At 61.0% G+C, this 13,966-nt stretch carries 11 protein-coding genes; 6 read left to right on the top strand and 5 right to left on the bottom strand.

Translation table 11 applies throughout. The features are described 5' to 3' along the window. The first annotated feature begins 185 nt into the window (after positions 1–185). On the top strand, positions 186–1,418 hold the full coding sequence (locus KLP40_RS11110) for a geranylgeranyl reductase family protein (protein WP_215593851.1): 1,233 nt from the start codon (positions 186–188) through the stop codon (positions 1,416–1,418). A 222-nt stretch (positions 1,419–1,640) separates the two neighbouring features. On the opposite strand, the gene KLP40_RS11105 is transcribed toward KLP40_RS11110, so the two are convergent. After that, positions 1,641–2,381, bottom strand: coding sequence for a tetratricopeptide repeat protein (locus tag KLP40_RS11105; protein ID WP_215593850.1), 741 nt, complete (start codon positions 2,379–2,381; stop codon positions 1,641–1,643). 245 nt (positions 2,382–2,626) lie between these two features. Here KLP40_RS11105 and lpdA point away from each other — a divergent pair, with 245 nt between their 5' ends. After that, positions 2,627–4,021, top strand: coding sequence for a dihydrolipoyl dehydrogenase (lpdA, locus tag KLP40_RS11100; protein WP_215593849.1), 1,395 nt, complete (start codon positions 2,627–2,629; stop codon positions 4,019–4,021). Between the two features lie 97 nt (positions 4,022–4,118). On the opposite strand, the gene KLP40_RS11095 is transcribed toward lpdA, so the two are convergent. From KLP40_RS11095 to argB, 4 genes are all read right to left on the bottom strand, one after another. Further along, positions 4,119–4,649 carry a TetR/AcrR family transcriptional regulator gene (locus KLP40_RS11095; protein WP_215593848.1) on the bottom strand — a complete coding sequence of 177 codons (531 nt, stop codon included), beginning with the start codon at positions 4,647–4,649 and terminating at the stop codon, positions 4,119–4,121. A gap of 478 nt (positions 4,650–5,127) precedes the next feature. Then, complete coding sequence (argH, locus tag KLP40_RS11090) at positions 5,128–6,441, bottom strand: argininosuccinate lyase (RefSeq protein ID WP_215593847.1); 1,314 nt, start codon at positions 6,439–6,441, stop codon at positions 5,128–5,130. Positions 6,442–6,575: 134 nt separating this feature from the next. After that, positions 6,576–7,643, bottom strand: coding sequence for a M20 family metallo-hydrolase (locus tag KLP40_RS11085; RefSeq protein ID WP_215593846.1), 1,068 nt, complete (start codon positions 7,641–7,643; stop codon positions 6,576–6,578). Further along, positions 7,631–8,413: an acetylglutamate kinase gene (gene argB / locus KLP40_RS11080; protein WP_215593845.1), complete on the bottom strand. Its 783-nt coding sequence runs from the start codon at positions 8,411–8,413 to the stop codon at positions 7,631–7,633. The genes KLP40_RS11085 and argB overlap by 13 nt, the downstream gene beginning before the upstream one ends. 603 nt (positions 8,414–9,016) lie before the next feature. Here argB and KLP40_RS11075 point away from each other — a divergent pair. From KLP40_RS11075 to KLP40_RS11060, 4 genes are all read left to right on the top strand, one after another. Then, complete coding sequence (locus KLP40_RS11075; protein ID WP_215593844.1) at positions 9,017–9,595, top strand: GNAT family N-acetyltransferase; 579 nt, start codon at positions 9,017–9,019, stop codon at positions 9,593–9,595. A 243-nt stretch (positions 9,596–9,838) separates the two neighbouring features. Beyond that, positions 9,839–11,023, top strand: a complete 1,185-nt coding sequence (argG, locus tag KLP40_RS11070) for an argininosuccinate synthase (protein WP_215593843.1) — start codon at positions 9,839–9,841, stop codon at positions 11,021–11,023. Continuing rightward, a complete protein-coding gene (gene argC, locus KLP40_RS11065; protein ID WP_215593842.1) occupies positions 11,016–12,143 on the top strand; it encodes an N-acetyl-gamma-glutamyl-phosphate reductase in 1,128 nt (375 codons plus the stop codon). Before argG ends, argC begins: the two co-directional genes overlap by 8 nt. A gap of 164 nt (positions 12,144–12,307) precedes the next feature. Further along, positions 12,308–13,471: an aspartate aminotransferase family protein gene (locus tag KLP40_RS11060; protein ID WP_215593841.1), complete on the top strand. Its 1,164-nt coding sequence runs from the start codon at positions 12,308–12,310 to the stop codon at positions 13,469–13,471. Positions 13,472–13,966: the final 495 nt, after the last annotated feature.

The raw sequence follows: 13,966 nt of genomic DNA, 5'->3' as shown, positions 1-13,966 counted from the left end.
GGGGCGAAAGTATTGGTTTTTGGTTTTTAGTTCGTGGTTTTTGGCTTTCAACCTGGAAAGTAAGTCCCGCTAAGTTGCCACCTTTGCCCCTAACGGAGGGCAACCAGGAGGCAATGCAGCGCGAACGTAAGCGCGTGGTGCTGCAAGTGCCAAAAACCAGAAACCACCCACCAAATACCAACCCCATGACCATCTGCATCCTCGGCGCCGGACCGGGCGGGGCCACGGCGGCCCTGCACCTGGCCAACGCCGGCCACCGCTGCCTGCTGCTCGACCGCGCCGCTTTCCCCCGCGATAAAGTGTGCGGCGATGCGCTCAGCGGTAAAGTCATCAACGAGCTGCGCCGCATCGGGGAGGACCTGCCGGAGCGGCTGGCGGCCGCGCCCATTCAGGTACCCAGCTGGGGCATCGATTTCTACGCCCCCAACGGCCGGCGCCTGGCCGTGCCGTTCAAGCCCCACTACCACGCGGCCCACGACCGCGCCGCCGGCCACATCAGCAAGCGCCTGCACTTCGATAACTTCCTGGTGGAAGAAGTGCGCCAGCGCCCTGAAATCGACTTCCGCGAAAACACCGACGTCACCCGCCACGAGCAGCTGCCCGACGGCCGCTGGCGTCTGTTCGGGGCCGATAACGAGGAAATCGTGACGGCCGACTTGCTGCTGGTGGCCAACGGGGCCCAGTCGAATTTTGCGCGCGTGGTGGGCGGGCACGCGCTGGAACCGGCCCACCACTGCGCCGGCCTGCGGGCCTACTACCGCGGCGTAACTGGCCTGCACCCCGATAATTTCATCGAGCTCCACTTCATCAAGGAGTTTCTGCCCGGCTACCTCTGGGTGTTTCCGCTGCCCAACGGCGAGGCCAACGTGGGCGTGGGCATGCTCTCGGAAGCCGTATCGAAGAAGAAGGTGAAGCTGCGCGAGCGGCTCGACGACATCCTGCGCACTCACCCGGCGCTCAAAGACCGGTTTGCCACGGCCGAGCGCCTGGGCCCGGTCCGCGGCTTCGGGTTGCCGCTGGGCTCCAAGCGCCGCCCGCTCTCCGGCCCCGGCTACCTGCTGCTCGGCGACGCGGGCTCCCTCATCGACCCGTTTTCGGGCGAAGGTATCAGCCACGCCATGGTCTCGGGCCGCCACGCTGCCGACTGGGCCGCCCGGGCCGTGGCCGCGCAAAACGTCACGCCCGGGTTCCTGAAGGGCTACGACGGGGCCGTGTACAACCGCCTCTGGCAGGAGCTGCGCCTGAGCCGGGCCATGCAGCGCCTGCTCGATTACCCCTGGCTGTTCAACTTCATTGCCAACCGCGCCGCCAACAACCCCACCCTGGCCGAAACCATCAGCAACATGTTCCTCGACCTCGACCTGCGCGAGCGGCTCCGCCAGCCCAGCTTCTACCTCAAGCTCCTGCTGGGAAAGTGAGTCGCGAGTTTTTGGTTGTTAGTTTTTGGTTGTCAGTTGTCAGTAAGAGAACGTCATCCTGAGCCTGCGAAGAATCCTGTCAGGCCGGAACGAGTACCGCTTTAACGACTCGTTCTGCCGTGATAAGATCCTTCGCAAGCTCAGGATGACGTTCTCTTACTGACAACTGACAACCAAAAACTAACAACTACAAACCAACAACCAGCAACCAAAAAACCAGCGCTACTCCTTACTCGTGTAACGACGGAGGCTTTTTTCGGCCTCGGGGTTGAGCTGGGCGGCTTTTTCGAGGTCGGCTTTGGCTTCTTTGGGCTTGTTGATGGAGGAGTAGCTGATGCCGCGGTACTCATAGGCGTCGGCGTAGGCGGGGTCTAGGGCAATGGCCCGGGTGAAGTCCGGAATGGCCGACTTATAGTTGAAGATCTGCATCTTGGCCGCACCCCGACCAAAAAAGGCCTCTTTATCCTGGGGGTTGTACTTGGTGGCCTTGCTGAAGTCGGAAATGGCCCCGCTGTACTCTTTCATTTTCAGACGGTTCAGGCCCCGGTTATAGTACACCTCGGCGTTGGTGGGCTTGAGGCGGGCGGCGGCGTTGTAATCGGTCATGGCCTCCTTGTAGTCTTTGAGGTGACTCTTGGCCTTGGCCCGGGCCAGCAGGGCCTCGAAGTTGCGTGGGGTGGCTTTCAGACGGGCATCGGCCAGGCGGATTTCCTCCCGGTAGTCGGTACTGTTCTTGCGGGCGGCGGGCTCCACCACCGTCGGCGGGGCCGTAGTCGGCGCAACGGAAGCAACGGCCGTAGCGGCCTCGGCGCTGGCTCCGGTCGTTTGGGCTATGGTTGTTTCCCGGGCCATATTACGGGCGGCAGAAGTTGGCCGTTCCCGGTCGGCGGTAGTGCTGCGGGCGCAGGAACCGGCCAGCAGCAGGGTAGTGGCGGCCAGCAGGGAGAGTATGGATGAGTTCATGAAACGAGGTGAAAAAGAAGAAATAACGGGCTCAGCGGCCAGCGTTAGGCAACAACGGCTCTATGTACGCGCGGCGTTCCGTTAGGGCTGCGGGTTAGCCCAAAATTTTGTCCGGAACTGTTTGGCCGCTCCGGCCGGCGGAAGGGTGGCACACTCACCCGGGGTGCCTATCTTTGCCCGGCTTGGCTTGCGGGCTGCCCGATGCGGCGCGCAGCCCTTCTTCTTACCCTTCAACCGAACATAACATGGCATTGCAATACGACCTGGTCGTTATCGGCAGCGGCCCCGGCGGTTACGTAGCCGCCATCCGGGCTTCGCAGCTGGGCTTGAAAGTAGGCGTGGTAGAGCGCGAGTCGCTCGGCGGAATCTGCCTCAACTGGGGCTGCATCCCAACCAAAGCGCTGCTCAAAAGCGCCCAGGTATTCGAGTACCTCAACCACGCCAAAGACTACGGCCTGTCGGCGGAAGGAGTGGGCTACGACTTCGGCGCCGTGATTCAGCGCAGCCGCGGCGTGGCCGACGGCATGAGCAAGGGCATCAACTTCCTCTTCAAAAAGAACAAGATTGACGCCATCATGGGCACCGGCAAACTGCTGGCCCCCGGCAAAATCGAGCTCACCAAGGCCGATGGCAGCAAGGATACCATCGAGGCCAAGTCCATCATCCTGGCCACCGGGGCCCGCTCCCGCGAGCTGCCCGCCCTGCCCATCGACGGCAAGAAAATCATCGGCTACCGCCAGGCTATGGTGCTGCCCGAGCTGCCCAAGCGCCTCGTGGTAGTGGGTTCCGGCGCCATCGGCGTCGAGTTTGCCTACTTCTACCGCACCATGGGCTCGGAAGTGACGGTGGTGGAATACCTGCCCCGCATCGTGCCCGTGGAAGACGAGGAAGTGTCGCGCCAGATGGAGAAATCCTTCAAGAAAATCGGCGTGAACGTGCTCACGTCGGCCGAAGTAACGGCCGTCGATACCAGCGGCGAAGGCTGCAACGTGACCATCAAAACGGCCAAAGGCGACCAGCAGATTGCCTGCGACGTGGTGCTGAGCGCCGCCGGCGTGGTCACCAATATCGAAAACCTGGGCCTTGAGGAGCTGGGCATCAAAGTAGAGAAAGGCCGCCTGGTGGTGGATGATTTCTACCAGACCAACGTGCCCGACATCTACGCCATCGGCGACATCGTGCCCGGCCCCGCCCTGGCCCACGTGGCTTCGGCCGAAGGCATTATCTGCGTCGAGAAAATTGCCGGTCACCATCCCGAGCCCCTCAACTATCAGAACATCCCCGGCTGCACCTACGCCTCGCCGGAAATTGCCTCGGTGGGCCTTACCGAAGCCGAAGCCAAAAAGCAGGGCTACGACATTCTGGTGGGTAAATTCCCGTTCTCGGCCTCGGGCAAAGCCTCGGCCGGCGGCGTGAAGGACGGCTTCGTAAAAGTCATCTTCGACAAGAAGTACGGCGAGTGGCTGGGCGCCCACATGATTGGGGCCAACGTAACCGAAATGATTGCCGAAGTGGTGGTAGCCCGCAAGCTCGAAACCACCGGCCACGAAATCATCAAATCGGTGCACCCGCACCCCACCATGAGCGAGGCCGTGATGGAAGCCGCCGCCGCTGCCTACGGGGAGGTAATTCACTTGTAGGAGCGTTCAGCATTCATTCAAAAAGCGAAGTCCCGGCCGAAATTCGGCCGGGACTTCGCTTTTTAGGCCCTTGGGTTGGCCACTACGCCTAGAATATTTACTGCGCTTGGTATTTGCCTTTGATGAAGTCGAGCATGTAGCGGCCGTGGTCTTCGGTTTTGGTGGCTTCCATTTTCCAGAGGGCTTCCACCAGCAGCAGCAGCAGGGCCGTTTCCTTGTCCGGATCAGGGTAGCCGAGCTTTTCGAAGGCCTGGCGGAGCAGGGCCGGCACGGGCTTCATGAACCGCTCGTGCTGCTGGCGGGCCATTTCGGAGTCGGCGAGGCGGTACTGGAGCTTCCAGAAGTGGGGCTCGGCCTGCACCAGCTTGTAGGGCAGCTCAATCACGCTGTAGATGAACGTGAGCGGGTCAGGCTCGCCCAGGCCACCGCGGTTATCCTCAATGATGCGCTTGTAGCCGTTGCGGATAACAAATTCCAGGAGCTGATCCTTGGAGCCGAAATGTTTGAAAATCAGGGCCTCGGAAACCCCGGCGGCCTTGGCAATAAGTTGGGTAGACGTGTTCTCGAAACCTTTCTCCCCAAAGAGCCGCAGTGCTACCTCGGCAATGTCCTGCTTGCGGTTCGTCATAAACAGAGTCGGTTAAGCCCCCGAATATAGTGATTCGGGATGTTGATGGCAGAGCATCGGTTGAGGCTGCAAGTTCGCGCTCAGAACGCTAAAAACGCGTAATGCAAAAAAATAAAGCCGTTTGTTTCTTCCACTCAGCCGGCTCCAAACAGAAGCCGGCCGATTCGGAGAATCCGAATCGGCCGGCTACGTGAGTTCCGAAAGCCAGCGGGCGGCAGGGCCGGGGGCAAAGCCGCGCGGCTTTCGAAGGGGCCCGGACGAGGGTGGGAATTCATCCGGATAATCAGGGCGTGGGAATTGGCTGCCAGCAACTAGTGGGAATCGTTATCTGATAGCGGGAGCAATATTACACAACGAATTCCAATAAAGTAAGTGTTAGCTTACTTTTAATTGGTGAGTGCTTACTTACTATTCTCGATTTAGAAGTTAATTAACTGAAATTCAGTTGCAATAGCGCGTTGTTCAAGATTTTGGCATTTTATGCCCCAGGAGTTTCGATCAGATGACTGCCTGCCCGGAACCGCGCCACCTTCGCCCGGATTTCTTCTAGACCGAGGTTATGGACGCTGCCCAGGTGGGTAGTCTGGAACTGCTTGCGGGGCACGTAGGAACCGTCTTCCACGGCCAGGCCCACCTGCTTGTAAGCCGTGCGGAAGGGCGTGCCGGTCTGGATCAGCTGGTTGATGTTCTCCACCGTAAACACGGCGTCGTACTTGGGCTGGTTGAGCAGGTCGGGCTTGATGCGCAGCTGGGGCAGGGCAAACAGCACGATGTCGAGGATGTCGAGAAACTGGGTCATCGGCTCGAACAGGATTTCCTTCAGAATCTGGAAGTCGCGGTGGTAGCCGCTGGGCAGGTTGCCGGTGGCCAGCATCAGCGTGTTGGGCAGGGCCTGCAAGGCGTTGCAGCGGGCCCGGATCAGCTCGAATACGTCGGGGTTTTTCTTGTGGGGCATGATGCTGCTGCCGGTGGTAAACTCCTTGGGCAGCTCCACGAAGGCCATGTCCTGCCCGTTGTAGAGCACCAGGTCGTAGCTCATTTTGGCCAGGGTGGCGGCCATGCCGGCCAGGGCAAAGGCCACGGTTTTCTCGGTTTTGCCGCGCAGCATCTGGGCCCCCACGCTGCTCACGGCCAGGTTGCCGAAACCCATTTCCTGCGTCGTCTGCAGCCGGTCGATGGGGAAGGAGCTGCCGAAGCCCGCGCCCGAGCCCAGCGGGTTCTGGTCGGCCACGGTGTGGGCCGCCTCGAAGAGGGCCAGGTCCAGCAGCAGGTGCTCGGCGTAGGCCGAAAACCACAGCCCGAACGAGTTGGGCATGGCCGCCTGGAAGTGGGTGTAGCCGGGCATCAGGTCGGTTTTGTGCGTTTCCGCCTTCTGCAGTAGCACCTCCACCAGCTCCAGCGTTTTGGTGGCCGCGCGCCGGGTGTAGTCTTTCAGGAACAGCTGAATGGCGGTCAGCACCTGGTCGTTGCGGGAGCGGGCGGTGTGGATTTTCTTGCCCGCGTCGCCGTAATGCTCGGTCAGGTAGGACTCGATTTTGGAGTGTACGTCCTCGAAGTCCTCGCCGATGGTAAACGTACCGGCTTCCAACTGCGCGGCCAGCTCCTGCAGGCCCTGCTGCAGCTGCTGGTTTTCCGCCGCGGAAATCAGTCCCGCTCCGGCCAGCATGTTGGCCTGGGCGCGGGAGGCCTGCACGTCGAACTGCGCCAAGTACATATCCAGTTCCCGGTCGCGTCCGACGGTGAACTGCTCGATTTTTTGATCAACGGCAATGCCTTTATCCCAGATTTTCATGGTGTGGTGCGGTGTAGCGCGAAGCCTTTGCTTCGCGTATCGTGTAAACGGATTTTCATAGCGCAGCTTCTGTTGCGCGTACAGTTGAACAATATCAGTTACTGTCCGACGATACGCGAAGCAAAGGCTTCGCGCTACAACTCCAGCCCGTCCAGCAACTCCACGTACCCTTGCACGCCGGCGCGGATTTCGCTGAGCAGGATGTACTCGTCGGGGGTGTGGGAGCGGGCCGAGTCGCCGGGGCCGATTTTGACGGTGGTGAAGGGCATCATCGACTGATCGGAGAGGGTGACGGAGCCGAAGGTACGGCGGCCCAGCGCCACGCCGCGCTGCACCAGCGGGTGCGTGAGCGGGATGCGCGAGGAGTTGAGGTGGGTGGAGCGCGGCGTCACGTCGGCCCCGATGAGGCCGCGCACGAGCTCCACCACTTCCGGGTTGGTGTACAGCTCGTTGGTGCGCACGTCGGCCACAAAGGTGCAGCGGTCAGGCACCACGTTGTGCTGGGTGCCGGCTTGGAGCTGCGTTACCGTCAGCTTCACCGGGCCCAGCAGCTCCGATACCCGCTCGAACCGGTAGTCGCGCAGGCGCTGCACGTCGTCGAGGGCTTTGTAGAGGGCGTTTTCGCCTTCCTCGCGGGCAGCGTGGCCGGTGCGGCCGTGAGCCACGCAGTCGAGTACCACGAGACCTTTTTCGGCCACGGCAAGGTCCATCTGCGTCGGCTCACCCACGATGCCCAGGTCAATCCGGGGTAGCAGCGGCAGCAGCCGGCGGATGCCGTTCACGCCCGATACCTCCTCCTCGGCCGTAATGGCGCAGATGAGGTTGTAGGGCAGGTTCTCCTGCTCGTGGAAGTAGAGGAACGCAGCCAGCAAACTCACCGCCGAAGCCCCCGCGTCGTTGCTGCCCAGGCCGGTCAGCCGGTCGCCTTCCACCGCGGCCCCGAACGGGTCGGTGGTCCAGGACGCGCCGGGCTTCACCGTGTCATGGTGGGAGTTGAGCAGGATGGTGGGCTTAGCTGGGTTGAAGTGCTTCGAAACGGCCCACACGTTGTTGGCGTCGCGCTGGGGGCGGGCCCCGCGGAACGCCAGAAACCGGAAAATCAGCTCGGCCGTCTGGTCTTCTTCCCGCGAGAAGGAGGGCGTCTGCACCAGCTGAATCAGCAGCTCGATGGCGTCGTCGGTGAGGGCGGTTAGCTCCGGCATAGCACGGTTTTTACGGGCTCGTTGATGCGCAGCGCGTGCTCGATGACTACCCGCTCCACGCCAGCCTCCAGGGCGGCAAAGGCGTTATCCAGCTTGGGCACCATGCCGGCCGCAATGATGCCCGCGGCCTTTAGCTGCTGGTATTCGGCGGCGGTAATCTGCGGAATTACGGAGGCGTCATCATCCACGTCGCGCAGCACACCGTCCTTCTCGAAGCAGTAGTGCAGATCTACGGCGTAGTGCGGGGCCAGGGCGCAGGCCAGCACGCTGGCAATGGTGTCGGCGTTGGTGTTGAGCAGCTGGCCCGCGCCGTCGTGGGTGATGGCGCAGAACACGGGTAGCAGGCCGGTTTCCAGCAACTGGCGCAGCAGGGGCACGTTTACCGCGTCGGCTGGCAGGTCGCCCACGAAGCCGTAGTCAATGTCCTTTACCGGCCGCAGCACGGCCCAGATGGCGTTGCCATCGGCGCCGGAGAGGCCCAGCGCATTTACGCCTGCGGCCTGCAGGCCGGCCACCACCTGCTTGTTGGTCTTGCCGGCGTAGAACATGGTTACGATGTCGAGGGTGGCCGCGTCGGTGATGCGGCGGCCCTGCACCATCTGGGGTTCCTGGCCCAGGTCGCGCAGCATCTGGCTGGCACCTTTGCCGCCGCCGTGCACCAGCACCTTGCGGCCCGGCACCCGCGCCAGCTCCCGCAGAAACCGCTGCAGCTGGGCGTCATCGTCAATAATGCCGCCCCCGATTTTAAAAATTTTCAGGCCTTCGCTCATAGGATGCAAGTAGGGAGAAATGAGGCACTGCGCGCCGTACGCTGCCAAAAGGAGGCTCATCGGGCCCCGGCCGGAGTGGACCGGCCAAACCGGGGAAGAATTTTTTTTGCTCCCGGAGCGGCAAAGTTTCCGAAAAAAATCATCTAGTTTTGCAACGATTTAGCGGTTTAAACGATTTAAACCGTGAAAACACTCCCTTGCCGCCCCGCGGCACCCGTCATGATTCAACTCTCTTCTATTGCGCTTCTGCGACGACCTCGACTGGTCGTGCGAATCATGCCAGCTTAACCGCTGGCTGCAATAGTACGTCCGGGTTCCGCCTCTACCGCGAACCGACGCCGGGTCCTCCCTCCGGAGCCCGCCCCAAGAGACCTTTCACGAATCAACCGACCTTAGTCCGAGTGTAAGCCTTCGTGTGACGTTGCCCGGCATCCGCCGGGATACCCCGCTCCCCGGCCTGCTGGCCCCACCTTCTTTTTGGGTTTTTGTCGCTATCGGCGTTTCTGCCTGAGCATAGGCTTTGCTTGGCCCGCGCCGTTCCCCTCCCGCTTTTCGTCTTCCCGAGTCTGCTGCCCAACTCAGGCAGCCCACCGAGCTTTGACCATGTTCCTACGAGTCGCCGATGCTGCCGATGCGCAGTATGTGGAAACCCTCTGTCAATGGTACGCCGAATCCGCCAAAACGCGGGGCGTAGGCATTGCCAAGCGTGATCCTAACTATCTGATTAAGAAGATGGAAAAGGGTGATGCCATCATTGCCTTCATCGATGACCAACTGGCGGGTTTCTGCTACATCGAAACCTTCGAGGACGCGAAATTCGTGGTGAACTCGGGGCTGATTGTGAACACCGAACTGCGCAAAGAGGGCCTGGGCCGCGCCATCAAGCACCGCGTGTTTGAGCTGTCGCGCACCAAGTACCCGGCGGCTAAGATCTTCGGTATCACCACCTCGGCGGCCGTGATGAAGATCAACAACGAGCTGGGTTACCGCCCCGTGACCTTCCCCGAGCTCACGCAGTCGGACGACTTCTGGAAGGGCTGCTCCAGCTGCAAAAACTACGGTATCCTGATGGAAAACCAGCGCAAAATGTGCCTCTGTACCGGCATGGTGTACGATACGCTGGACGACAGTTTCACGCAGCAATCCATTGAAATTCTGGCGCAGGAAGACCACAAAGTATAATTGGCGGTCATGCTGAGCTTGCCGAAGCATCTCGCGTGCTGACGTCTGCTTACTACTCCTGCATCAGCACGCGAGATGCTTCGGCTTCGCTCAGCATGACGTTCCTTTTCCCACAACATCAGCATGCGAGATGCTTCGACTACGCCTCCGGCTTCGCTCAGCATGACGTTCTTTTCCCATAACATTAGCACGCGAGATGCTTCGGCAAGCTCAGCATGACGTTCTCATAATCTTCAGCACTCCATGAAAAAAAAGGTAGTTCTCGCCTATAGCGGCGGCTTGGATACGTCCTATTGCGTGGTGTACCTGACCCGCGAGCTGGGTCTGGAAGTCCACACGGTGATTGTCAACTCGGGCGGGTTCTCCCAGGAGGAGTTGGCCGGCATCGAGCAGCGCGCCTACGAAATGGGCTCCACCCGCCACGAGGTGATTGACGTGACTGAGCGGTTCTACCAGCAGTGCCTGCGCTACCTGCTGGCCGGCAACGTGCTCAAAAACGATACCTACCCGCTGAGCGTGAGCGCCGAGCGCATGTTCCAGAGCCTGGCGCTGGCCGAGTATGCCCGGGAGAACAAGGCCGACTACATTGCCCACGGCAGCACCGGCGCCGGCAACGACCAGGTACGTTTCGACGTGGCCTTCTCGGTGATTTCGCCTAACACCGAAATCATCACGCCCATCCGCGACCTGGGCCTCTCACGCCAGCAGGAAATCGAATATCTGCAGCAGAATGGCGTGGAGATGAGCTGGGAAAAAGCCCGGTACTCCATCAACAAAGGCATCTGGGGCACCAGCGTGGGCGGCGTGGAAACCCTGACCTCGCGCCAGGGCCTGCCCGAGTCGGCCTGGCCGACGCAGCTGAGCAAGCACGAGCCGCAGGAAATCAGCATCACCTTCGAGAAAGGTGAGCCGGTAGCCCTGAACGGCGAAACCATGAAGCCGGTGGACCTGATTGTGGCCCTCAACGAACTGGCCGGCCAGTATGCCATCGGCCGCGACACTCACGTGGGCGACACGATTCTGGGTATCAAGGGCCGCGTGGGCTTCGAGGCCCCCGCACCACTGATTCTCATCAAAGGCCACCACCTGCTGGAAAAGCACACTTCCAGCCGCTGGCAACTGCTGCACAAGGACTACATCGCCAACTGGTACGGCACGCTGCTGCACGAAGCGCAGTACCTCGACCCGGTGATGCGCGACATGGAGGCCTTCCTAGAGTCGTCGCAGGAGCGGGTGTCGGGCACGGTGTACGTAACGCTGAAGCCCTACCAGTTTGAGCTGCTGGGCGTGGAGTCGCCCTTTGATATGATGCAGTCGAAGGTGGCCACCTACGGCGAGGAAAACAACGCCTGGGACTCGCGCGACGCGAAAGGCTTCATCAAAATCTTCAGCAACCAGCTGCGGATTCATGGCTCGTTCAATGAATAACTCATCTAACTCAACGAATGCCTCATCCCCCCAGCCCCCTTCTCCGGTAGAGAAGGGGGAGCCAGCTGCTAGCTCTAAAAAGCTAGAAACTAGTCCCCCCTCTCTACCGGAGAGGGGGCTAGGGGGTGAGGCGACCTGCGGCCGGATTAAGGCTGGTATCGTCGGCGGGGCCGGCTACACGGCGGGGGAGCTGCTGCGGATTCTGCTGCACCACGAGTTTGTGGAGCTGGGCGGCATCGTGAGTTCCTCCAACGCTGGCAACCCCATCCATCAGGTGCACGACGACCTGGTGGGCGAAACGGAACTGCGTTTCGCGGCCGCGCTGCAGGGCGACGAGGACGTGGTGTTTCTGTGCCTGGGCCACGGCAACTCCAAGGCCTGGCTGACCCAGCAGCCGCTGCCCGAAACCACCCACATCATCGACCTGAGCAACGACTTCCGCCTAGAAGCCGACGCCGAGTTTGAAGGCCGAGAGTTTGTGTACGGGTTGCCGGAGCTGAACAAGAACCAAATTCAGCAGGCCCAGAGCATTGCCAACCCCGGTTGCTTTGCCACGGCCATTCAGCTGGCACTGCTGCCGCTGGCTCAGGCCGGCAAGCTCCAGGACGACGTGCACGTATCGGCCATTACGGGCAGCACGGGCGCGGGGCAGGGCCTCTCGGAAACCGTGCATTTCTCGTGGCGCACCAACAACGTGTCCATCTACAAGCCCTTCACGCACCAGCATTTGGGCGAGATAGGGGAGAGCCTGGCGCAGCTGCAGCACGAGCTGGACGTGGACATCCACTTCATCCCGTACCGCGGCAACTTCACCCGGGGCATCTTCGCCAGCGTCTACACGCCGTCGGATCTGACCCAGGACGAGGCTCGCGCGCTGTACCAGCAGTTCTACCAGGACGCCCCGTTCACCACGGTGTCGGACACGGAAGTGCATCTGAAGCAGGTAGTCAACACCAACAAGTGCCTGCTGCACGTGCAGAAACTCGGCAAGCAGCTGCTCATCACCTCCGTTATCGACAACCTGGTGAAAGGCGCTTCCGGCCAGGCCGTGCAGAACATGAACCTCATCTTCGGCCTGCCCGAAACGACGGGACTGGGATTGAAGGCCGGACTGTTTTAAGCTGAACGTCATTCCGAGCTTGCCGAGGAATCTCGCGTGCTGACGTCCGGAATACCATTACAACATCAGCACGCGAGATTCCTAGGCAAGCTCGGAATGACGTTCAGCTTCGAGTTCTGCCGTACGTTTCTAAGTTCTAACCTCTCAGCTCTTACATCTATATCATGGAGCTTTTCAATGTGTATCCGCTCGTCAACATCACGCCAGTGAAGGCGCTGGGGGCGAAACTCTGGGACGACAAGGGCCAGGAGTATCTGGATTTTTACGGCGGGCACGCCGTTATCAGCATCGGCCACAGCCACCCGCACTACGTGCAGCGCCTCACCGGGCAGCTGCAGAACCTGGGCTTCTACTCCAACTCGGTGCAGATTCCGATTCAGCGGGAGCTGGCCGAGAAGCTGGGCCAAGTGTCGGGCTACGAGGACTACACGCTGTTTCTGTGCAACTCCGGGGCCGAGGCCAACGAGAATGCGCTGAAGCTGGCTTCCTTCCACACCGGCAAAAAGCGCGTCATAGCCTTCAAGGGCGCGTTCCACGGCCGCACCTCGGGCGCGGTAGCCGCTACGGATAACGCCAAAATCGTGGCACCTTTCAACGCCGACCACCACATCAGCTTCCTGGAGTACGATCTGGCGGCAGTAGAGCAGGTGCTACAGGGCGGCGACGTGTGCGGGGTCATCATCGAGCCCATCCAAGGCGTGGGCGGCATCATCATGCCTTCGGATGAGTTCCTGCAGGGGCTGGCGGCGCTGTGCAAGCAATACGGCGCATTGCTCATTGCCGATGAGGTGCAGAGCGGCTACGGCCGCAGCGGCAAGTTCTTCGCCCACCAGCACGCCGGCATCCGGCCCGATGTTATTTCGGTGGCCAAGGGCATGGGCAACGGCTTCCCCATCGGTGGCATCCTGATTGCGCCCGAGCTGAAAGCGTCCTACGGCCTGCTGGGCACCACCTTCGGCGGCAACCACTTGGCCTGCGCCGCCGCGCTGGCCGTGCTGGAAGTTATTGAGCAGGAAAACCTGGTGCAGCACGCCGCCGAGTTGGGCAACTACCTGCGCACGGAGCTGCTGGCCCACGCCGGGGCCGAGGAAATCCGGGGCCGGGGCCTGATGGTGGGCATCAAGTACGACTTCCCCATCAAGGACCTGCGCGACCAGCTGCTCGCGGAGCACCACATCTTCGTGGGCAACGCCTCCGACCCCACGGTGCTGCGCCTGCTGCCGCCGCTGAATATTACCAAAGCCGAGGTAGACCGGTTCTTGCAGGCGCTGTACGCGCTGACGGCGAAATCAGTAGAAGCCATTCAGCAAGCCTCGGCCCTAGATTAGAAGGGGGGAGAGACGCAATATCTTGCGTCTCGTCGTTGCTGATGTTGTTCAGTAAGCGCGGCTCCGGTCGTTCAGCGACGAGACGCAAGATATTGCGTCTCTGCACGGCTCTGAAAGCTCTTTAGCTTTGCTTTCCCACTGACCACCAGTCTCAAAAGCGAAACGCTGGCTCCGCACTTTGCAGGAGAGCAGACTAGGAGGTGAGGCACACGACAGAACAAGTACCCTGCTAGGTGGACTACCCCGGAGGGCCGTGCCGATTGGCGCGGCTGCCGGAGTACCGAAACGCCGGCGGAGGCTATACCGCAGAAAAAACACCGCATTCAGCCAGACAGGATAACCGGACAAGAGAGAGGCGCAGGGCGAAAAAAATAGCCCCGCCGGTATGTTGCCGAACGGTACAATACCGTAGCTTTGCACCATGCTTCAAGCACACAACTTGTTGATGAAGCGCGGAACCTTGCTCAACCAGGAACCGCGAGTGGACCGCAAGGT

Origin of the sequence: Hymenobacter piscis, from assembly GCF_018760735.1 — a bacterium.
In the GTDB taxonomy this organism is placed as follows: Bacteria; Bacteroidota; Bacteroidia; order Cytophagales; family Hymenobacteraceae; genus Hymenobacter; species Hymenobacter piscis.
The sequence above is the reverse complement of the archived record's forward strand: the minus strand, read 5'-3'. Positions and strand labels throughout refer to the sequence as shown.

What these genes read in the sequence shown, in the direction of transcription:
- KLP40_RS11110 (WP_215593851.1), top strand. Translation starts at nt 186, where the DNA reads ATGACCATCTGCATCCTCGGCGCCGGACCGGGCGGGGCCACGGCGGCC.
- KLP40_RS11105 (WP_215593850.1), bottom strand. Translation starts at nt 2,381, where the DNA reads ATGAACTCATCCATACTCTCCCTGCTGGCCGCCACTACCCTGCTGCTG.
- lpdA (WP_215593849.1), top strand. Translation starts at nt 2,627, where the DNA reads ATGGCATTGCAATACGACCTGGTCGTTATCGGCAGCGGCCCCGGCGGT.
- KLP40_RS11095 (WP_215593848.1), bottom strand. Translation starts at nt 4,649, where the DNA reads ATGACGAACCGCAAGCAGGACATTGCCGAGGTAGCACTGCGGCTCTTT.
- argH (WP_215593847.1), bottom strand. Translation starts at nt 6,441, where the DNA reads ATGAAAATCTGGGATAAAGGCATTGCCGTTGATCAAAAAATCGAGCAG.
- KLP40_RS11085 (WP_215593846.1), bottom strand. Translation starts at nt 7,643, where the DNA reads ATGCCGGAGCTAACCGCCCTCACCGACGACGCCATCGAGCTGCTGATT.
- argB (WP_215593845.1), bottom strand. Translation starts at nt 8,413, where the DNA reads ATGAGCGAAGGCCTGAAAATTTTTAAAATCGGGGGCGGCATTATTGAC.
- KLP40_RS11075 (WP_215593844.1), top strand. Translation starts at nt 9,017, where the DNA reads ATGTTCCTACGAGTCGCCGATGCTGCCGATGCGCAGTATGTGGAAACC.
- argG (WP_215593843.1), top strand. Translation starts at nt 9,839, where the DNA reads ATGAAAAAAAAGGTAGTTCTCGCCTATAGCGGCGGCTTGGATACGTCC.
- argC (WP_215593842.1), top strand. Translation starts at nt 11,016, where the DNA reads ATGAATAACTCATCTAACTCAACGAATGCCTCATCCCCCCAGCCCCCT.
- KLP40_RS11060 (WP_215593841.1), top strand. Translation starts at nt 12,308, where the DNA reads ATGGAGCTTTTCAATGTGTATCCGCTCGTCAACATCACGCCAGTGAAG.